Raw genomic sequence first — 19,830 nt, 5'->3', positions numbered from 1 at the left:
GGCCCGGGCTCGGGCCCTGATACCTCAGTGCTCGAGGATGATCTTGCCGGTCGTCGCCCGGGATTCGAGGGCCGCGAAGGCTTCGGCCACCTCGGCGATGGGGTACCGGGCACCGATATTCATTCTCAGCTCTCCCCGGCGGATCCACGCGAAGATCTCATCGGTGTGCGCGTGCAGCTCCGCGGGCGTGCGCACGTGGTCGGCGACCGTCGGGCGGGTGAGGAACAGGGAGCCGGAGGTGTTGAGCGTGTTCGGGTCGACCGGTGGGACGGGGCCGCTGGCGTTGCCGACGATGACGATCGTGCCGCGGGTGGCGACTGCCTTAAGGTCCTTCTCGAAGGTCGTCGCTCCGACCCCGTCGAAGATCACCGAGGCGCCGAGGCCGTCCGTGACTTCGAGGGTCCGTTCGGCGAAGTCCTCGTAGCCGAAGACGTGCGCCGTGCCGTTGCTGCGGGCGATCTCCGCCTTCTCCTCGGCCGAGGTCGTGCCGATGACCGTGGCCCCCTTGAGCGCGGCGATCTGGGTGAGGGTCTGGCCGAGCCCTCCGGCGGCGGCGTGGATGATGACGACGTCTCCGGCCGAGACGGGGAAGGTGTCAGTGGTCAGGTAGTGGGCGGTGATGCCCTGCATGAGAGCGGCGACCGCGGTCTCGTCGTCGATGTCGTCCGGCAGCAGGACGGCCTTGTCGGCACTGACGAGCGCGTGGTCGGAGAAGCTGCCCTGACCTCCGGCCATCCACCCGACCCGATCGTCGACCGCGAAGCCCGTGACCCCGGCACCGACTTCGGTGACCCGGCCGACGCCTTCGACGCCGGCACGGAACGGTGTCGGCAGGGCCGCTCGACGCTGCACGACGTCGAGGAAGTTCACTCCCGAGACGCTGAGCTCGACGAGGATCTGACCCTCCGTGGGCCGCAGGTCCTCACCGTCAGTCTGCACGTAGACTTCAGGCCCTCCGTGTTCGTGCACCATGATCGCTGTCATCGTCGCCTCCTCGCTGAGCTTTCTCTCGGATTCGCATCCGGACTATAGTCCGTATATGAGCGAGCATACCGGACCGCAGTCCGCTTTTGGAAGAGGTCTGCTTCCCCTGGCATCCCCCGACGCTCCATTGCGCGCCGATGCCCAGCGGAATCGGCGCCGCATCCTCGATGCCGCCGCAGCGCTCGTGACCGAACAGGGCGTGGCGAGTCTGACCATGGACGAACTGGCCCGTCGCGCCGGCGTCGGCAAAGGCACGCTCTATCGGAACTTCACCGATAAGGCGGGAATCGCCTCGGCGCTGCTCGATGACCGGGTTCGCGATATGCATGCCCGGATGCTCCAAGGACCGCCGCCCTTGGGTCCGGGCGCGCCCGGAATCGACCGCCTGACCGCGTTCGTCGAGGCGTACATCCGCCATATCGCGGGCAATCTCGAACTCGTGCTGCTCACCGAGGCTTCGAGCCCCCGCGGGCGCTTCGACCGGGTGGTCTATCCGTTCTGGCGCCGGCACCTCGAGATCCTCATCGCCGAGGAGCGTCCGAAGGATGCGAGATTCCGCGCCGAGGCGGTCATGGCGGTGCTCTCGGCCGCGCAGTTGGAGCAGTGGCTGAGGCTCGAGGGCCACGAGCTCGAGGAGCTCATTCCCCGAGTGCAGCGCATCGTCGCGGGCATCGCCGAAGGGTGATGGGAGTCTGCGGGTGGCGGGGCTCCGAGAGTGAATGGGCTCGGAAACCGAGGTCGCTCGCGGCCGGGCTCCTCCCAGCTCAGCGCGTTTTTCTCAGCGCTCCACGATGAGGTCGCTCAGCGGGGTCGAGCAGCAGGGAAGGAACTTGCCTGCTGCGATCTCCTTGGGCCGGATGCCACCCGCATGGTTCATCTCGACCTCACCGCTGAGAAGCACCGATTTGCAGGTTCCGCACGCTCCCTCTTCACAGGAGGAGGGGAAGGTCATCCCGGCTTCGACCGCCGCGTCGAGGACCGTGGTCGCAGTATCGCAGTCGATGCGCTGACCGCTGAGGCTGAAGTCGATCGCATGGATGCTCAGCCCTGCCCCCTGCGCGCCGGTCCCGTTCTGCGCACCCGTCTGGTTCCGCGCACCCGGCTGGTTCCGCGCACCGGCCCCGCCCCGGGCACGGGACTGAGCCAGGCGCGCGCCGGGACTCTTCGCGAACACGAACGACTCCTCGTGGACGGCGGTGACACCCGCCTCGGCGAGGAGAGGCCGGACGGTGTCCATATATCCGATCGGACCGCACACGAAGGTCTCGCGTGCCGCGGCATCGGGGACCGCCTCGGCGAGCATCTCCTGCGTGATTCGGCCGCGCCTGCCGGACCATGTCTCGTCCACGGAATCACGTGAGCACATCGTCACGACCCGGATTCCGGGCACCTCGGCGAGCTGTTCGAGCTCGGCGCGGAAGATGATGTCCGCGGGGGTGGCGGCGTTGTGGACGAAGACGATGTCGGTGGGGATCCCGGTCGGGCGGGCCAGGAGACTGCGGACCATGGCCATGATCGGGGTGATGCCCGAACCGGCCGAGAGGAACAGATGCTTGGCCGCAGGGTGGAAGCTCGTGCTGAAGAGACCGTACGGGCCGTCGACATGGAGGAGGTCGCCGACGCGCACCCTCTCGTGCAGGTGAGTCGAGACGATGCCTGTGGGCACGCGCTTGATCGTCACCGTGAAGGTGTTCGTGCCGAAGGGCGCCGAGGAGATCGAATAGCAGCGCTCGAGCCCGAGCTCAGGCACGCGCATCGTCACGTACTGGCCCGGCTCGAAGTCGACCGCTGTCAGCCACGGTGCCCACAGCTCGAAGGTCTTGACGTCGTGGGTCACCTCGGTGATCCGCACGATCTCGACCAGTCCGGTGAGTTCGTCGCTGCCCGGAACGTCCCCGCGGGGACCCGGCCGAGCGTCCCCGGCGAGCGCGAGGGCCCCGCCGAGAATCGGCATGGTGTCGACGTGCTCTGTCGCCGGTGCGCTCATAGCGGACCCGGTGCCGACGAGCAGCGCCGGGTGGGTCGTCGCGGGCGGGGCAGTCTCTGGCGTCGGCAACGCTGCCGTCGCAGGAGCCGGCTCGGGCGTCGTGACCAGTTCGGGAGCCGTCGTTGGCTCGAGGGTCTGCCGAACCGCCTCGGCGAGCGTCCTTCGAGGTGAAGGCACACGGAAGATCGCCTTGTTCCGGACTTCCTCGAGAACCGGGGTCAGGGTGTTCCGGCGATATCTCATCGGTCTGCCGCCTTCCCGTCAGTCGCATCTCCGCCACTTGCATCTCCGTCAGTCGCTTTCCCAACTGACACCCTGCCGCCGGTCGCCTTCTCGCGGTGCGCCTTGAGGCGTTCGATGTACCAGGCGCAGAACTCCTCGAGGTGTTCCTCGGTGGGCGCGTAGGGTCCCGGAATGTAGGCCGGTGAGGACACGCCCGCCTGCCCGCGTTCGCAGAAGGCCGCGTCCTGTTCGTTCGTCTTGATCCACACCGTGGTGAGGTTGTCGAGGTCGTAGTCGACGCCTTCCTCGGCGTCGGCGGCGACGAGCCAGGTGGTGCGCACGAGCGTCTTGTCCGCGGCCAAGGGGACCAGGCTGAAGGTCACCACGTGGTCGCCCATCGCATGGAACCACATGTTCGGCTGGACGTGGAGCGAGGCGCGGCCGAGGACGAAGGTGTCGAGATCACCGAGGAGCTTCGCCGAGGCGGCCGATCCGTCCATCGTGTACGACTCCCCCTTGCCGTCGAGGGCGGCCCGCTCGATCCGGAATCCGGTGGGACGACCGCTGAGGTCTTCGACGAGCGCATAGGGAATGCCGTTGCGATCGCAGTTGGCGTGCAGCTGGTCCTCTGCGTCGAGATAGCGCTGGTAGGAGGGCATGAGGCGCTTGGGGATCTCTTCGGGCGTGTACCCGTAGGTGGGGAAGAAGGTGCAGGTGAGTTCCGGGTGGCCGGCCTCGCAGTGATAGCACTCACGGTTGTTCTCCATCACGAGCTTCCAGTTCGAGTCCTCGATGAGGTCGACCTGCGCTGCGACCTTGGATCCGGCGATGTCGTGCGGGGCGATGTAGGGCTCGATCACTTCGGCGACCTCGTCGATGTCCGCGGGCGGGTCGCCGATGCAGATGAAGATGAGTCCGCCGATCACGCGGACATTGACCGAGCGCAGCGAGAAGCAGGTCTTGTCGAAGCCGGGCGCCTGGACTCCGGCCGAGATGAGATCGCCGGCCGGGGTGTAGGTCCACTGGTGATAGCTGCACACGATGTTGCCGACCGAGCCGGAGAGTTCGCCGAGCAGACGAGTGCCGCGGTGGCGGCAGACATTGTGGTGGGCGCGGATGTCTCCGTCGTCGTCGCGGATGACGATGACCGAGTAGGAGCCGATGTCGATCGTCACGTAGTCGCCGGAATCGGGGACCTCGGCGACGGTGGCGACGAAGATCCATGTCGAGGCGAAGATGGCCTCGACGTCGCGGGCGTAGAACTCGGGACTCGTGTAGAAGGGCGATTCGAGCGAGTAGCCGGGGCGGCGGTCGTCGATGAATCGGTCGATCACGGTCGGATCGGTCGCGGTCGTGGCTGGGGGCATCGTCGTGGTCGCGGACGCGGGCGTCGCAGCGGTCGCGCCGGATGCGCCTGCTCCTGCCGGGGACCTGTTCGTCTCGGGTGCCAGGGTCATGTCGTCCACCACCTCATCGTGATCTCCTGCCTCGGCGATGGCTGACACCGTCTGCCTCGGCAGCGCCGCTTCGACGGTGCCGGTGCAGCCATTGACTGCGTCGGTGCGGTCTCCGGAGCCGCCATCGCCTCTGTCCTCCCAGTGTCCGGCTAGGGGCTGACAAAGAAAAGCGAATACTTTTCGGCACAATTATGCAAAAATATTGCATGATCGATCAGCGCCTCCATGTCCTTCGAGTGCTCGCGGAACTCGGCACCCTCACCGAGGTCGCCCGCCGTCTCGGCTACACGCCGTCGGCCGTATCGCACCAGCTCAGATCCCTGTCGAAGGACCTCGGGATGCCCGTGGTCGAGCAGCGCGGCCGGGGTCTGGTGATCACTCGTGCCGGGCAGCTTCTGCTCGAGCGATCCCAAGAGCTGTTCACTCGGTGGGAGGAGATCCGCGGGGAGCTCGACGGCCTCGGCACGGGGACTCGGCGCAGACAGCTGAGACTCTGCGGGTTCTCCACCGCCGCGGCCACTCTGCTGCCGCCGACGGCGCAGCGGCTGGCACAGCGCTACCCCGACAGTCGGGTGACGATCATCGAGGCCGAGCCCGAAGAGTGCTTCGATCTCCTGCTGGCCGAGCAGGCCGATATCGCCGTGGTCGTGGCCACCGACCCGCTGCCGCCGCGCAGCGATGCGCGTTTCGAGCAGTCCGCACTCTTCAGCGATCGCCTCGATCTGCTCGTCCCCGCCGATCACCGGCTTGCGACCCGTTCGGCGGCGTCGCTGAGCGAGGCCGCCGAGGAGGCGTGGATCCTCGATCGGCCGGGTTCGCCGTATCACCGGCTGGTCCGCACGGCTTGCGCCGCGGCCGGGTTCCTGCCCGAGAAGGCGCATCAGTCGCGGGAGTGGGAGACAGGGGCGGCGCTCGTCTCGGCGGGGCTGGGGGTCGCGCTCATTCCGCGCCTGGCGCGCCTCCCGGAGGGCTTCGATGTCGCTCGGGTTCCGCTGCGCGGTGATCCCGTGCCCTCACGGAAGATCCTCACCGGGGTCAGGAGCGGATCCGCCGGGCAGCCGCTCATCGCCGAGGCTCTCGAGGTGTTGGCCGAGGTCTCCGCCGAGGTGGCTCGCCGGGAGATCTGAGCCCCGCCTCGGTGGGATTCTCCGGCCGGGGCCGGCCCGGGCGCCACCGATCCGAACCGCACCGCACCGCACCCCGCCTCGGCGCACCGGTGAGCGGGTCCACATTCCCTCTGCCGGGGATCGGGCATAGAGTCAGAGCGATGATCGGCACGAGGACGGAGTGAGCAATGATGAGCGATGCAGGTGAGAGCACGCAGGGACGACCGGAACCCGGTTCCGGAGCGCCTTCCGGCGCCGGGGCTGGAACCGACGCCGGTTCCGGTTCCGCGGCGAATTCCACCGGCTGGCTGCGTCGCACGATCGGCCTGAGGGAACTCGTCTTCTTCGGTCTCGTGTTCATCGGGCCGGCCGCGGCCGTCGGCGTCTTCGGCACGCTCGACGCCCGTTCTGGCGGCGCCGTGGCCCTCGTCTATGTGGTCGCGACGATCGTCATGGCCTTCACCGCGGTCAGCTATATGCGCATGTCGCGCGAGGTGCCGCGGGCGGGCACGGTCTTCGCCTACGCCTCGGCAGGCATCAGCAGACCGGCAGGTTTCATTGCCGGTTGGATGATCCTTCTCGACTACCTCTTCATTCCCTCCGTGGCGTATCTGTTCACCGGAATCGCGCTCAATTCGATCTTCCCCGCCATCCCCGTATGGGTGTTCGTGGGTGTGGCCGTGGTGCTGACCACGGGCCTCAATCTCGCCGGGGTCAAGGTCGCTTCGCGGGTCATCACCACGGTCGTCCTCGTCGAGGTGGCTGTGCTCGCTCTCGTGCTCGTCCTCGGGATCGCGCACCTGGCCCAGCACGGACCGACCCGCGATTGGCTCTCACCGCTGACCGGGGTCGATGCGTTCTCGCTGACCGCCGTGCTCGCCGCGGTGTCCGTGGCGGTGCTGTCCTATCTCGGTTTCGATTCGCTGGCGACCTTCTCCGAGGAGGCCAAGGGCGGGCCGCGGATCGTCGGGCGCGCGACGCTGATCTGCCTCGTGCTCGCCGGCGTCTTCTTCGTCGCGCAGACCTGGGTCGGCAGCCTGCTCTCGCCCTTGACTCCGGCCGATCTGCAGGCGGACCCCTCGCTGGAGGGGGCCGCGTACTACAGCGCGGTCGATTCCACCCTCGGCGGGTGGGTGCATTGGCTGCTCGCGCTGGCCAAGGCCGTCGGTGCCGCGTTCTCGGCGATGATCGGCCAGGCCGCCGGATCGCGGATCCTCATGGACATGGGCCGGCAGCGGCAGGTCCCGAAATTCCTCGCCGAGGTGGCCCCGCGGACCGGTGTGCCGTGGAAGGGGATCCTCGTGGCCGCGGCAGGGAACATCGTCGTCGCCGGTTGGGCGGCGAGCCGTGCCGATGGACTCGACCAACTGACTTCGATCGTCAACGTCGGTGCGCTTACGGCGTTCGTCTTCGTCCAGGCGTCTGTGGTCGGCTACTTCCTCGTCAAACGCCTCGGCAGCGAGAAGCCGAGCTGGCTCAACCACGGGGTGATCCCCGTCATCGGCGCTCTGCTGCTTCTCGCGGTGCTCATCAGCGCGAACCCCTTGGCCCTGCTCATCGGTGCGATCTGGCTGGCCATAGGAATCGTGGTGTACCTGGTTCAGAAGAGACGAGCGGCTCTGCTCCGAGCGTGATGGTTTGAGAGCTCGAAGTTCGTGCCCGCCCACTCGCGGAACACCGCCTGGGCGGAATGGGCGATCGTCGGTGCGAGCTCAAGCCCTTCGGTGACATAGCCGCGCATCTCATCAGCCGGCACCATGGCACCTCCCGTGAGCCAGACGAGATGGACGCTCGCCTTCGGCCACGGGGCGGAGGGCTCGTCATGACCGCCGGCCGGGCCCGTGCCCGAACCCGAGCCCGTCCGCCACGGCACTGTCAGGCCCGCGGTTGCCGAAGGCTCGACGTCGAGGCCTTCGGTCTCGTGCAGAACTCCGACCCCAGCTTTGATCACCTCATCCGGCACCGAGGCGAAACCTGAGATCAGCGGCCCGATCGTCGGCCCGATGAGACGAGAAGGTCTGGCCACCGCGAGTCCGTCCGCGGCGGTGGCGCCGCTCAGTCCGATGTCCTGAACGGCGATGCCGCTGTGCAGACCGGTGCGCACGCCGAGGAACATCGCCGGAGCCTGGCTGGGCTCGACGAAGACGCAGTGGACGTTGTCGCCGAAGGCACGCTTGAGGCCGAAGGTGACCCCGCCCGGACCGCCGCCGATCCCGCAGGGCAGATAGACGACGAGGTGGCTGTCGGAATCGATCGTCACGCCGGCTTCGGCAAACTGCCGCTTGAGACGCTCGGCCGCGACCGAGTATCCGGCGAAGAGGCTGACCGAGTCCTCGTCATCGACGAAGTGGGTGCGTTCGGACCCCATCGCCGAGGTGCGACCGGCCTCGACCGCTTCGACGAAGTCTCCGTCGTGTTCGATGACCTCGACACCGTGGTCGCGCAGCTTCTCCTTCTTCCAGGCCCGGGCATCGGCCGACATGTGCACCGTGGCTGCGAATCCAAGTGCGGCACTGAGGATCCCGATCGACAGCCCGAGGTTGCCCGTCGAACCGACGACGATCCGATAGGTGCCGGCGATTCGTCGGAACTCCTCGCCGGAGAAGGTGGCGTGGTCGTCAGCGTCGAGTCCGTGCTCGGCGGCGACCGCCTCGGCGTATTCGAGCACTTCATGGAAGCCGCCCCGAGCCTTGATCGACCCGCTGACGGCGAGGCGATCATCGCGTTTGAGCCACAGCTGTCCCGACAGTCGAGTGCCGAACAGTGCGTCGAGCCGCTTCTGTGCGGCGTCCGCCCGGGTCAGCGGAGATTCGATGAGCCCGAGTATGTCGTGCCCGGGCATCTCGAGCACGCCCGCTTCGGGGTCGGTCAACTCATGGTCGGACTTCTCGGGGTGGGACGATGCCGCACCGGATTCTGGCGACGCCGCCTCGGGAAACGTCTCGGCGAACCAGGGAGCGAAGCGTTCGAATCGCTGGGCGGCGGCATCGGCCGCGGAGGCCAGCTCCGGCAGTTCCGCCGCGATGTCGGTGTGCGCTTCTTCCGCTCCCCCAGGCCCCGCCTCGGTGCCGGTGCGGATCCATGTCGTCGGGACGGCTGCGGCCAGGGAGCGGATGATTTCGTCATCGGCGAGATCGGGCGGGAGGTCGCTCATGGAGCGATCCTATCCCGCCCGGTCACCGCCAGGGGCGCAATGTCGGGGCCGCCCGCACCCTCGGACTGTCTCGCCCCGCACCCTCGGACCCTTCCGCCCGGGGCCCCGACTGCTCAATCCTTGACGATGTCCTCGGCGTTCTCGAGCACCTCGGCGAGTTCGCCGAGCCACTGCGTGTAGCCGTCGTAGGTGTAGGCCCGTTTGTCGTCCCAGGTGCCGAGCTGGCCGGCCTTGACCGCGGGGAGAGATTCAAAGATCGGATTGTCCTCGTATTCGGCTGAGGCGTCGTGGACGAGGAGGACGTCTGCGGGGTAGTCGGGCATCTTCTCCCAGGACACCTCGGCCCAGCTGGTGTCCGCACCGGAATCCGGCCCGACCAGCTTGAGTCCGTCGTCGCTGAGCATCTTGGCGACGCCGAGCGCCTTGGCAGTGTAGTTGAGCTCCGAACTGAAGTTCGCGAGCAGCACGGTCAGCCAGTCCTTCTCCGCGGTGATGTCGCGGATCTTCTGCCGCGCACCCTCGAAGGCCTTGCGTTGCTGCGCGATCTCGCCCGTCTCGGTGTCTTTTCCGAGGGCCTGCGCGATCGCTGCGTACTGGGCGAACATCGAGTCCGGGGTGGCGCCGTCGAGTTTGACCGGCACGAATTCCGCCAGGGAGGTGACCTGCTCCTTGAGCTTGTCCTCCCACCAGGTCCAACCGTCGCCCTTCTCGTTGCCGTAGGCGACGATGATGTCGGGATTCGTCGCGGCAAGCGCCTCGACATCAAGCTCCATATCGGTGCCTACGATCTCCACACCGGTGTGATCGAAGGACTTGCCCGGGGACTCGTTCTGGCCGAACCCGTAGACCGCAACCGGCTTGATCCCATAGGGTGCCAGCGCCGCAGCCGAATAGAAGTCCATGGCGATGCGTTCGGCCGGCCGGTCGAGTTCGATGGTCAGACCGTCATATCCCTCCGGGGAGTAGGAGAAGTTCTCGGCGCTGCTCGCGGCCCCCGTGGTCTCAGTCCCCTCCCTCGAGCAGGCGACGAGCGCGAACGGCGCAAGAGCGGACAGGGCAAGGAGCTGACGGCGATGCATCAAGAGCCTTTCGGTGAGCTGAGTTCGGGCAGTGCTGTTCTTCGGTTGTGGCAGAACGACGATGATGGCGACGCGTCCGTTTCGGCAGGACTGCTTGGATCTGGAAATGGCGACTGAGGCCCCCGGCGCGACCGCAAGAGTCCACATTGTGACCGAAATCGACGATGCCGGGTCCACGGTAACATCATTGTGGAAAGGCTTGCCTAACCATTTTGGCGTAGGCTGGCCCATGGACATCAAGGCCGACTGTCAGAGGCACACCGATCACACCGGTGGTCGCCCATCCGATCGGCTCGCATACGATCCCGCGACCCTCGGTGGGATGAGTCCGAAAGTCGCGGAGAATGAAGGAGAATCAGTGTCACGAGCACCCATCGGCGCCTTCGAAGCCACCGTCACCGGCATCGAGGACCTCAGCCCGACCTTCCGCCGCATCACATTCGGCGGACCCGGGCTCGACGATTTCGGCCCCAAGGGACACCCTCGTGATCTTCGCTTCAAACTCATCATTCCGCCCCAGGGTGCTCGTGAACCGCAGTTCGACCTCCTGAGCTTCCTCGCCGAGCAGGAGGAGGCCGGGGTGTCCTGGTACCAGGCATGGCTGCAGGTCGACCCCGAGGTGCGCGGATCGATGCGGACCTACACCGTCCGGCAGTGGAGTGAAGAGAACGGTGAGCTCCTCGTCGACATGGTTCTCCATGTCGACGCCGATGGTCACTCCGGTCCCGCCGCAGGCTGGGCCCAGGCCGTCCAGGTCGGCGACAGACTGCACATCATCGGGCCCTCACGGCATGCCGAAGGTCCGAGCGCCGGTATCGAATTCGAACCCGGTGACGCACATCAGATCCTGCTTGCCGGCGACGAGACAGCCGTGCCGGCCATCGCCTCGATCCTCGATTCGATCAAAGACACGCAGACGCGCGGCAAGGCGATCCTCGAGGTTCCGACCGCCGACGACATCATCGACATCGACGCCCCGGACGGCTTCGAGCTCGAGTGGCTGCCGCGCGGTGATGCTGCGTTCGGCGAGCTGCTCGAGCCGGCGGTCCGGGAGGCTGTGCGTTCCGAGGTTCCGACCTCGTCCGCGCCTTCGTCCTCCCCCGCCGAGGTGGGTCTTGAGGACGTCAACATCGACGAGGAGATCCTCTGGGACGTGCCGGCCGCACTCACCCAGGCCGCGCAGAGCAGCTCGAGTGCGACCGAGAAGGTCGAACGGCCGTTCTACGCCTGGATCGCCGGTGAGGCCGGCCCGGTCAAGCGCCTGCGCCGATACCTCGTGCAGGAGGTGGGCGTCGATCGCAAGCAGATCGCCTTCATGGGCTATTGGCGAGAAGGAAAGGCGGAGGGATGAGCCTGCGTGCTCGCCGGTCGTCCGCACGTCGCCGTCCTTCAGATCTGCGATGTGACCTCGGACGAGGGTGTGTGCTGAGACGACGCGGCCGGTTCGTCCGACTTCGTCCGCAGCGATCGAACTATCTGCGGCCCGATGGCACAGGCCGCTCCGGCCAGACAGAGTACCCCACCGGCGGCAGCCAGCGGCGGTGGGACCTCCCCCAGGAGCAGCCACGCCAGGACGACGACGATCGCGGGGACGAGCAGGCTCGATGAGCTCAGCATTCCCGCTGGGAGGAATCGCAGAGCGTACCCCCAGAGGTTGAATGCGAGGGCCGTCGGAATCACGCCGAGGTAGACGACCTGCAGGGTCATTCCGATGGGTGCCTGTGCCGCCTCGGCGATGAGTCCCGGGGTGAAGACGAGGCAGACCGCGGTTCCGACCAGGATGCCCATCCAGGTCACGGTCACCGAGTCCTCGCGTGAGAGAAAGTGCTTCTGCAGGAGCACGCAGGCCGCGTAGAGCAGAGCGGCCGTCAGGCTCAAGGCGAGTCCGCTGATGGTGAAAAACCCGGTGAAGCTGGCCGCGGTGATCATTCCGATGCCGAACAGCGAGACCATTATGCCGACGAGGAGTCGCTTGGGCAGGCCTTCGCCGAGGAAGACACCGGCGAAGACGGCGATGATCAGCGGGGCGATGTTGACGATCATGGAAGCGGTGCCGGCGTCGATCGAGCGCTCGGCCGCGTTGAGGACGACGACATAGGCGGCGAACCAGGCGGCGCCCCACAGAACGAGGATCAGCCAGACGATCTTGCCGCGGGGCAGTCTCGGCCGGCGGAACAGCATGAGCGCGGAGAGGACGATCGCCGCGGATCCACCGCGGAGGAGTCCCATCGGGCCGGGCGAGAAGTGCTCCCCCACGTCGCGGATGACGACGAAGGATGACGCCCAGAAGATCATCGTGAGCAGTGCCGCGACCCAGGGAAGTCCCCGCCATCGCGGTAAAGCGGCAATCGCCGCCGAGGTGGTTGTGGCGGTGGTGGCCGGTGCAGTGGTGGCGGTGGGTGCGGCCGTGGCGACCGGAGTGGCCGGTGTGGCTGCGGCAGCCGGCTCGTCTTCGGTACGACCGACGGATCGAGGCAATTCGGAATCGCTGGAGGATGCGTTCATGTACTTGAGTATTCTTCGAACGATGATGAAATAAAAGCGCACACTATTGCACACACGTGTATGATCCTCGTACATTCGGAACATGCACAATGTTGCTCACCTGCAGACGTTCAAGTCGGTGGCCCTGAGTGGATCGGTTCGCTCTGCGGCTCAGTTCCTCGGGCTCTCGCCCTCCGCCGTCAGCCACCATCTCAAACTCCTTGAGCAGGAGACAGGATTGACGCTGTTTCAACGGCAGGGGCGAGGACTCTGCCTGACCGATATCGGATCGGCGATCATGCAAGATGTGGATTCGGTGCTCGACGCTTCTGCACGGTTGAATCAGCGGGTGTCCGACCTGCAGGAGAATCGCATCGGGCGACTCTCGATCGGATACTTCAGCACTGCTGGAAACAGCTGGCTGCCGGAGCTCGTGTCCTACCTTGAACACAGGCATCCCGCCACCACGGTTCAGCTGAATCTGCAGGAGGGAGTGTGGCAGGAGTGCCCGTCGGATATCCAAGTAGTCGTCGCGGACGCTCCCGATGCGTCGTTCCCACCTCAGGTGACGAGTACGTTCCTCGCCGAGGACCCATATGTGGTGGCAGTACCGGATGATCATGTGCTGGCGGACAGGTCCGAGGTCACTCTGCCCGAGATCGAACCGTTCCAGTGGATCGACAATGACACTGGCGAGGGACCATGCCGAACGATCCTCTTCGAGGCCTGCGTTCGCGCCGGTGTCCGTGTGCATTTCAAACACGAGGCGCACAGCTTCATGACTGCACTGCATATGGTCAGTCGCGGTCTGGGCCTGACGATTCTGCCGAGGCTCGGGATCGATCCGCTGCCGACTGGGGTGACGATCATTCCCTTGGCCGCCCCGACTCCGACGCGGTACATCCATGCGCTCAGCGATCCGGGCCACCCGCAACAGGATCTCATCGCCGACGCAGTGTCCGCCCTCCGCGATCTCGCGAACGATGGAGTCTGCAATAGTGACAGCGATAGGGGCAGCGATAGGGGCAGTGACCGCGACAGGAACAGCGACAGCAAGAGCGTGATCGCCAGCTGACCCGGCCGCCTCACCCGTCGCGCCTGAGAAGTTCGTATTCGGCAGAGTCAGTGTTGATAGCGTGGGCGGCTGCTGAGCTGGATACTCAAGATCTGGTGACGGCGCAGTTCAGTTGCTGTGGTCCATGATGGGGCGCGGTAAGAGTTCCATTGAGCCGGAACGTCGCCGAGTACGGAGTCGAGCACAGAGCTGTGGCTGGGTGTGGGCGCACTTGTCCCCTCACACTCTAGGTGTGGTGTTAATCGTTGAAGAGGGTCTCGATGATGTCATCGGCGATGAATCTCGAGTGCAGGATCGGGCGTTTCGCTGGATCGATACTCGGTGGTGGGACCGCGGCGGGTCGACCACAGTTGAGCATTGTGATTTCCCAGTCCGACCGGTCCAGCAGGTGATGGTGCGCTGAACACAACAGGCAGAGGTTGTTGATATCGGTCTTTCCACCGGCCGCGTGGGGCAGGACATGGTTGACGTCGCACCATCCGGGTGGGGAGTCACAGCCGGGGAAGATGCAGCCGCGGTCGCGGGCGGTGATGATCGCGGTTTGGTGTTTGTTCGCGAACCTGTTCTCGGTCCGCACGGCCACGGTTCGTCCGGTGTCGTCCATGAGGTTGAAGAACACGCGTCCGTCCAGTCCCCGGGAGGTGACTTCGCCCAGTGGGATCCGGTCTCCGGCCCCGGTGCGGGCTTCCCCGGTACCGGTGGCGATATCGGTGGCTTTGGCGGTGATGACCAGGGCGTAGGGAGAGCCTTTCTCGGCTTCTTTCATACTGATACGCCCGATGAGGGTGGCGAAGCGTTCGTAGATCCAGGTCCGTGCCGTGGGTTGGGCGTCGGTGACGTTGACCTCGGTGCCATCGGTACGGACCCCGTATCCCGGACGCTCCGACGTAGCAGCGCTGCTGGTTGTGCAATCGTCTGTGTTGGCAGGAGCGTCGGTGGTCGCGCCAGTGGGGTCGGGGGTGGTGGCGTCGAAGACGGCCCAGGGTGGGGCGTCGTGGCGGTCGCCGGTGAACACGGCATCGAGAGTGTTGAACCGTTCCTGCCCGGGGATCTGGGGCAGTCCACCATTGGGGGCGAATGCGCCACCATCGACAGACTCGTCGCCGGCAGTTGGGGTCATCGGGTTAGCGTCTGGGGTTTCGGTGCTGGTGGTGGGGGTTGGTTGGGTGGATTCGATGCGGGAGGTGAGGAGTCCGTGGAGTTCGGCACCGGTGGTGGGGTCGAGGATCCCGTCGAGTTTCCAGTCGCCGTTGCGTGTGGGGCGGGCGGTGACGAAGTAGTTCTCTCGTTTGGTCTCATCGATCGGTTGGGTGCCGTCGGGGTCGAGGTGGGCGAGGATGCGGCGGAAGATCTCGCGCAGTTCCCGTACGGCGACTTTCGGGGCGTAGGCGACGAGGTCGGCCTCGACTTGGGCCTTCATGTCCTCGGTCGCGGTGAAGGGCAGGTCGGCGAGGCAGGCTTCGATGGTGGTGACCTGGTCGGTGGAGAGTGTTCCGTCGTGGAGTTTGTCGGCTACGACGGGGTGTTGGGGTGGCAGTGCTTGTCCGTTGGTGTTGACGCGGCCGCCGAGGTTCTTCGCGAGTTTGGCTCTGCGGTCGGCTTCGCGTCCGGTGAGGTTGAGGCGGTCGCGGATCAACGCTTTGGTGTCTTTTGCTCCGCTGTCGGTGGGGGTGCCGATGCGTTCGTAGACGGACAGGGCGGTGGTGGAGAGTGCTTGGCTGATGCGGGTGAGTGCTTCAGCGGCGTCGATGATCTTCAATGCCTCGCCGGGTCCCATGGGGCGGGTGAAAGTACGGAGGTCGGTGTTGAGGCCCATGAGGGTGGTGATGGAGTCGGTGATCTCGGGGGCGAAGTGGGTGAGGTCACTCCAGGTGTCATTGGCGATCAAGGGGTGCGGGGAGACCGGACGCTGTGTGGATGCCTGCTCGTCGTCGCTGGTGGGCCCGTCGTCGCTGGTGGGAGTGTCCTCGTCCCAGGCGGGAGCCTCGTCAGTGCCCTGGTCATCGTCGTCGAGTGGTTCATTGGTCGTCCAGGGCAGAGCTCCGGCCTCATCGGTGTTCTCAGGTTCCGCACCATCGTCGGTTTCAGAGCTGCTCCTGCCGGAATCAGGGCTGTCGCCGGGTTCGGTGCGGCTGCAGTCGGACGCAGTGCTGGTGTCACCGGGTTCAGTGTCAGCGTCTGTGGCGACATCGGTGGGGTCCTCGAGGTTATCCGGGCTAGTGGTGGGTACGGGGTCGAGGTTGTTGAAGACGTCGGCGAGTTCGTGGTTGGTGAGGTCGAGGCCGGCGTCTTTGAGTTGCTCGGCCAGGGTTGCCGCGCCGTTGTTGGTATCGGGTGTATTTGTCGGTGTGGTGTCCTCGTTGGTGCCGGGCGCTTCACTGCGGGCGGGTTGGGTGGTCCCTGGCTTGGGTGTGGGGAGGGTGGGGTTCGTGGCCTTCTTCCGTGCTGCGCGGAGGCGCGGGGCGAGGGTGGCGCGGCGTGCGCGCTGTCCTGCCTGACGTTTCCTGCGATCGGGGGTGAAGGTCATGGTCTGAAGCTCCGTTCTCCGTTGAAGGGCTCTTTTATTCAGTGTACATCTGTATTGCTGTTTTGCGCCTTTTAATTTCGGATTATTTTCGATTGTCACTGTCTACGTATGATTGTTGTTGTTTGTGCTGGTGGGATATGTGGGTGTGTATCGAACGGTATCGTTATATGGTGTGACTGAATGAGGTTCCACCCTATAAGAAGGCACTGACACAGACCTGCGGCAGGCATCGATGAGGGGCGGTTCCCGGCGCGACTCAACTCCAAAGTTCGGCGCGAGAATCAGCGCAAAATCCAGCCAGCCCAGAATTCGGATCAGGCTTCAGTGCTGGCCGCAGCCCAAGAACCAGTTCGGGATTCAACCCAAGCATCAGCCCCAGAAGCAGCTCAGAATTCAGCTCAAGAACCAGCACGACGCGGCTCATGGTTCAGCTCAAGCCAATGCCCAGAACAGGAACCTGCCTCAGAACAAGACCAAGACCAAAAACAAGCCTCAGAGAGCGTCGAGCATCTTTCCCGGGTTGAGGATCCCCAGCGGATCGAGCGCATTCTTCACGGCCACCTGAATCCTCCGCGAACCTTCATCCAGCTCATGCGGCAGCCAGTCCTTCTTGAGGTACCCGACGCCATGCTCCCCGGTGATCGTTCCGCCGAGCTCGAGCCCGACGCGCATGATCTCTGCGAAGACCTCCTCAGCCATCGCGACCTCCTCGGCATCGCCGGCATCGAAGAACACCGAGGGATGCGTGTTGCCGTCCCCTGCGTGAGCGACCAGCGCAATCTCCAAGCCCGATGACTTCTGCAGTCGCTTCAGGTGATCGTAGAACTCGGGCACCGCGGTCCGCGGCACGCACACATCGTCGAGCAGCTGGCCCCCACCATGGGAGTGCGCGAATTTCTCGTAGGCCGGCTGGATCATCCGTCGGGCAGCGATGAGCGCGGCCGAATCGGTGGGATCGTCGGAGTACGCAACGTCGAGGGCACCGCAGCGCCCGGCAACCTCGGCGAATCTGGACATCTCCGCCTCCGAATCCGCAGGATTCCGGTCGACCTGCATGATCAGCATCGACCCGGCGTCGCTGTCGAGACCGAAATCGCCGTACGCGTTGAGCATCTTCAGGCTCGATCCGTCGAGGAATTCGAGCAGGCTCGGCTCGCCACCGATCGCCATGAAATCGGCCACCGTCTGCAGTCCGGATCGCTCGTCCGGGAAGGTCGCGATCGCGGTGAAGGGGTCGGGCAGGGCCGGGATCAGGCGCAGCGTCACCTCAACGACGATGCCGAGCGTACCCTCGGAGCCGATGAAGAGGTGCCGCATGTCGAGTCCAGCCACTCCCTTCGCAGTCTCGGGGCCGAGCGTCGTGAGCGTGCCGTCGGCCAGCACGACCTTAAGACTGCGAACGTAATCCCTGGTCACGCCGTATTTCACGCAGCACAGACCTCCCGCGTTGGTGGCGATATTGCCGCCGATCGATGACAGCGCGACCGAGCCCGGATCAGGCGGATAGGACAGCCCAAACGGGGCGAGATGATCCTTGAGGTCCTGGTTGATGATGCCGGGCTGAACGGTCACGAGACGTTCGGCCTCGTTGACCCGCACGACGTCTTTCATCTTCGACACGTTGAGCAATATCGCCCCAGGTGAGCCATTCGCTCCGCCCGATATCCCCGATCGCGCCCCCTGCGGGACCACGGGAGTCCGGTGCTCCGTGGCGAAGCGCATTACCTCTTGGACTTCCTCCGCCGAGGTGGCCCTGACCAGGGCGATCGCGCCCTCGCGTGGGCAGAAGAGGGCTTCGTCGCTCGAGTGCGCGTCGATGACGTCGGGATCCGTCGTCAGCGCGCCCGGGCTCAGCCGCGCGGCCAGCTCCTCGAGTTCGGCGGTTCCCACGGTGAGCTGGTCCTGTGCTGTCATGACGTCCTTCCGAACGGAGATGCGACGAGGTCGGTCGGCGACCGCGAGAAGTCCACGACCGCCTCGGCGAGGTCGGAGATGATAACCGCCGAGGTGGTCGTGGCCACCGAAGCGACACCACCGCAACCGGCGACGCCACCGCCGGCGCAGCCGCCGGGACTACTTCGTCAGGTTCGGGTCCAGCCTATCGGGTGCGGGTGCGGCCTTGAGGATGAGGGTGAGCACGCCCGCGGCGACCATCGCGGCACCGACGACCCACATGCCGGCGTTCTGGGTGCCGGTGAGATCGGCGAGCCAGCCCGTGATGTAGGGGGCGAAGAATCCGGCCGAGTTGCCCAGCGAGTTGATCAGCGCCAAACCGGCAGCCGCTCCGGCACCCGCGAGGAAGGTCTGCGGCAGGGGCCAGAATGTCGGCAGGGCCGCACAGATCGACATGGCGGTGATCGTCACGGCGATCATCGTGGTGAACGGCGAGTTGAGGTAGAGCGCGATCGGGATGGAGATGCCGCCGATGAACAGCGGCAGCGCGACGTGCCAGACGCGTTCGCCGGTGCGGTCCCCGTGGCGCGACCACAGATACATCGCCACCGCGCCGAAGACATAGGGAATCGCGGTGATGAAGCCGATCTCGACGATCGAGTACTCGGTGCCGAAGGTCTCCTGGAAGCCCGCGATGATCGTCGGCAGGAAGAAGCTGAGGGCGTAGAGGCCGTAGACCATGCCGAAGTAGACGAAGGACAGCGCCCACACCCGCGGCTGCAGCAGGGAGCGGCGAACCGGATAGTGGAAAGTCTCTTCCTTGTCACTCTCCTCGGCGTCCATCTTCGCCTGCAGCCACTCTCGCTCCTCCGGCTCCAGCCACTTGGCGTCGCGGGGACGATCGGTGAGGTAGAAGAGGCACATGAGGCCGAGGAGAACCGCCGGCACGCCCTCGATGATGAACATGAACCGCCACCCGGCAAAGGACTCGAAGATCGAGTTTCCGCTCGAGATCAGCCACGACGACAGCGGCGAACCGACGACGCTCGAGAGGGGAATCGCAAGCATGAACAGGGCCGTGGCGCGGGCGCGCATGCTCGTCGGGAACCAGTAGGTGAGGTAGAGGATGACGCCGGGGAAGAAGCCCGCCTCAGCGACGCCGAGGAGGAAGCGCAGGGCATAGAGCCAGTAATGGTTGGGCACGAAGGCCATCGCAGCGGCCACGATTCCCCAGCTGATGAGGATGCGGGCCAGCCAGATCCGGGCGCCGAATCTGTGCAGCGCCAGGTTCGAGGGGACCTCGAGGATGAGATAGCCGAAGAAGAAGATGCCTGCCGCGAACCCGAACTGCGTGGCGTTCATCGCGAGGTCCTCATTCATCCCGCCCGGCCCGGCGATGCCGAGGTTGGTGCGGTCGAGATAGTTGATGAAGTACATCGCGATGATGAATGGGATGAGTCGGACGATGACTTTGCGCATCGTCCGCTTCTCCAGAGCGGAGTCATTGGGCGTTGCCCCACTGACATGGTTCACCTGGGATGACATGTGATCTCCCTCGATCGAGCCGGACCGGTTCTGGCCTCCGGCGGAATACGAAATCACATTACGTCAGCTCAGCCGTCGTTTCCTAGATCTCGGAAGCAAAGTTCCGAATGCCGGGACGTTGAGATCGACCCCGCCAGCCGAGGCGGTTCGGGTCGACCGCCCACGCGGGCCACCCGTCCCCCACGGTTCGACGGTCCTACTCGTCCCAGCCGTCCCACTCGGCCCAGCCGTCCCAGCCGTCCCACGCGCGGATTCGGTCGACGCTCAGCCTTCAGTCGCTCGGTACGATGAGACGAGAAGATGAGGAGGGACCATGC

General features: G+C 65.6%; 16 protein-coding genes. 6 read left to right on the top strand and 10 right to left on the bottom strand.

Translation table 11 applies throughout. The features are described from left to right. Window positions 1-24: 24 nt before the first annotated feature. Window positions 25-984, bottom strand: a complete 960-nt coding sequence (locus ACH82I_RS11890; RefSeq protein WP_413332802.1) for a quinone oxidoreductase family protein — start codon at window positions 982-984, stop codon at window positions 25-27. A 55-nt stretch (window positions 985-1,039) separates the two neighbouring features. On the opposite strand from ACH82I_RS11890, the gene ACH82I_RS11885 reads away from it, so the two are divergent. Further along, the gene (locus tag ACH82I_RS11885; protein WP_413332801.1) at window positions 1,040-1,669 is read left to right on the top strand and encodes a TetR/AcrR family transcriptional regulator; all 630 of its coding nucleotides are present in this window, start codon (window positions 1,040-1,042) and stop codon (window positions 1,667-1,669) included. A 93-nt stretch (window positions 1,670-1,762) separates the two neighbouring features. Here ACH82I_RS11885 and ACH82I_RS11880 read toward each other — a convergent pair whose 3' ends face one another. Further along, window positions 1,763-3,214 (bottom strand): 2Fe-2S iron-sulfur cluster-binding protein, encoded by a 1,452-nt coding sequence (locus tag ACH82I_RS11880; RefSeq protein WP_413332799.1) that lies wholly within the window; start codon window positions 3,212-3,214, stop codon window positions 1,763-1,765. Then, entirely contained in the window at window positions 3,211-4,650 is a 1,440-nt protein-coding gene (locus tag ACH82I_RS11875; RefSeq protein WP_413336758.1) for an aromatic ring-hydroxylating oxygenase subunit alpha, read from the bottom strand. The genes ACH82I_RS11880 and ACH82I_RS11875 overlap by 4 nt, the downstream gene beginning before the upstream one ends. A gap of 206 nt (window positions 4,651-4,856) precedes the next feature. On the opposite strand from ACH82I_RS11875, the gene ACH82I_RS11870 reads away from it, so the two are divergent. Together ACH82I_RS11870 and ACH82I_RS11865 are read left to right on the top strand one after the other, a co-directional pair. Beyond that, window positions 4,857-5,777, top strand: a complete 921-nt coding sequence (locus tag ACH82I_RS11870; RefSeq protein ID WP_413332798.1) for a LysR family transcriptional regulator — start codon at window positions 4,857-4,859, stop codon at window positions 5,775-5,777. Between the two features lie 167 nt (window positions 5,778-5,944). Then, complete coding sequence (locus ACH82I_RS11865) at window positions 5,945-7,390, top strand: APC family permease (RefSeq protein WP_413332796.1); 1,446 nt, start codon at window positions 5,945-5,947, stop codon at window positions 7,388-7,390. Here the strand turns inward: ACH82I_RS11865 and ACH82I_RS11860 are convergent. Both ACH82I_RS11860 and ACH82I_RS11855 read right to left on the bottom strand, forming a co-directional pair. After that, window positions 7,357-8,910, bottom strand: coding sequence for a D-serine ammonia-lyase (locus ACH82I_RS11860; protein ID WP_413332795.1), 1,554 nt, complete (start codon window positions 8,908-8,910; stop codon window positions 7,357-7,359). The genes ACH82I_RS11865 and ACH82I_RS11860 overlap by 34 nt on opposite strands. A 113-nt stretch (window positions 8,911-9,023) precedes the next feature. After that, window positions 9,024-9,989 carry an ABC transporter substrate-binding protein gene (locus ACH82I_RS11855; protein WP_230746517.1) on the bottom strand — a complete coding sequence of 322 codons (966 nt, stop codon included), beginning with the start codon at window positions 9,987-9,989 and terminating at the stop codon, window positions 9,024-9,026. 358 nt (window positions 9,990-10,347) lie between these two features. Here ACH82I_RS11855 and ACH82I_RS11850 point away from each other — a divergent pair, with 358 nt between their 5' ends. Beyond that, the gene (locus tag ACH82I_RS11850; RefSeq protein ID WP_230746519.1) at window positions 10,348-11,340 is read left to right on the top strand and encodes a siderophore-interacting protein; all 993 of its coding nucleotides are present in this window, start codon (window positions 10,348-10,350) and stop codon (window positions 11,338-11,340) included. A gap of 38 nt (window positions 11,341-11,378) precedes the next feature. Here ACH82I_RS11850 and ACH82I_RS11845 read toward each other — a convergent pair whose 3' ends face one another. After that, window positions 11,379-12,284 carry a DMT family transporter gene (locus tag ACH82I_RS11845; RefSeq protein WP_413332793.1) on the bottom strand — a complete coding sequence of 302 codons (906 nt, stop codon included), beginning with the start codon at window positions 12,282-12,284 and terminating at the stop codon, window positions 11,379-11,381. On the opposite strand from ACH82I_RS11845, the gene ACH82I_RS11840 reads away from it, so the two are divergent. Then, on the top strand, window positions 12,253-12,528 hold the full coding sequence (locus ACH82I_RS11840; RefSeq protein WP_413332792.1) for a hypothetical protein: 276 nt from the start codon (window positions 12,253-12,255) through the stop codon (window positions 12,526-12,528). The two genes, ACH82I_RS11845 and ACH82I_RS11840, sit on opposite strands and share 32 nt — an antisense overlap. Before the next feature lie 48 nt (window positions 12,529-12,576). Continuing rightward, entirely contained in the window at window positions 12,577-13,548 is a 972-nt protein-coding gene (locus ACH82I_RS11835; RefSeq protein WP_413332790.1) for a LysR family transcriptional regulator, read from the top strand. Window positions 13,549-13,786: 238 nt separating this feature from the next. On the opposite strand, the gene ACH82I_RS11830 is transcribed toward ACH82I_RS11835, so the two are convergent. From ACH82I_RS11830 to ACH82I_RS11815, 4 genes are all read right to left on the bottom strand, one after another. After that, window positions 13,787-16,075: a DUF222 domain-containing protein gene (locus ACH82I_RS11830; RefSeq protein ID WP_413332789.1), complete on the bottom strand. Its 2,289-nt coding sequence runs from the start codon at window positions 16,073-16,075 to the stop codon at window positions 13,787-13,789. A gap of 256 nt (window positions 16,076-16,331) precedes the next feature. Beyond that, window positions 16,332-16,499, bottom strand: a complete 168-nt coding sequence (locus tag ACH82I_RS11825; RefSeq protein WP_413332788.1) for a hypothetical protein — start codon at window positions 16,497-16,499, stop codon at window positions 16,332-16,334. 68 nt (window positions 16,500-16,567) lie between these two features. After that, entirely contained in the window at window positions 16,568-17,989 is a 1,422-nt protein-coding gene (locus ACH82I_RS11820; RefSeq protein WP_230745855.1) for an FAD-binding oxidoreductase, read from the bottom strand. A 159-nt stretch (window positions 17,990-18,148) separates the two neighbouring features. After that, window positions 18,149-19,513, bottom strand: a complete 1,365-nt coding sequence (locus ACH82I_RS11815; RefSeq protein WP_413332787.1) for an MFS transporter — start codon at window positions 19,511-19,513, stop codon at window positions 18,149-18,151. Window positions 19,514-19,830: the final 317 nt, after the last annotated feature.

The sequence above is a fragment of the Brevibacterium sp. GP-SGM9 genome (assembly GCF_047300845.1).
Classification (GTDB): domain Bacteria; phylum Actinomycetota; class Actinomycetes; order Actinomycetales; family Brevibacteriaceae; genus Brevibacterium.
This window is presented reverse-complemented; position numbering and strand designations above follow the sequence as displayed.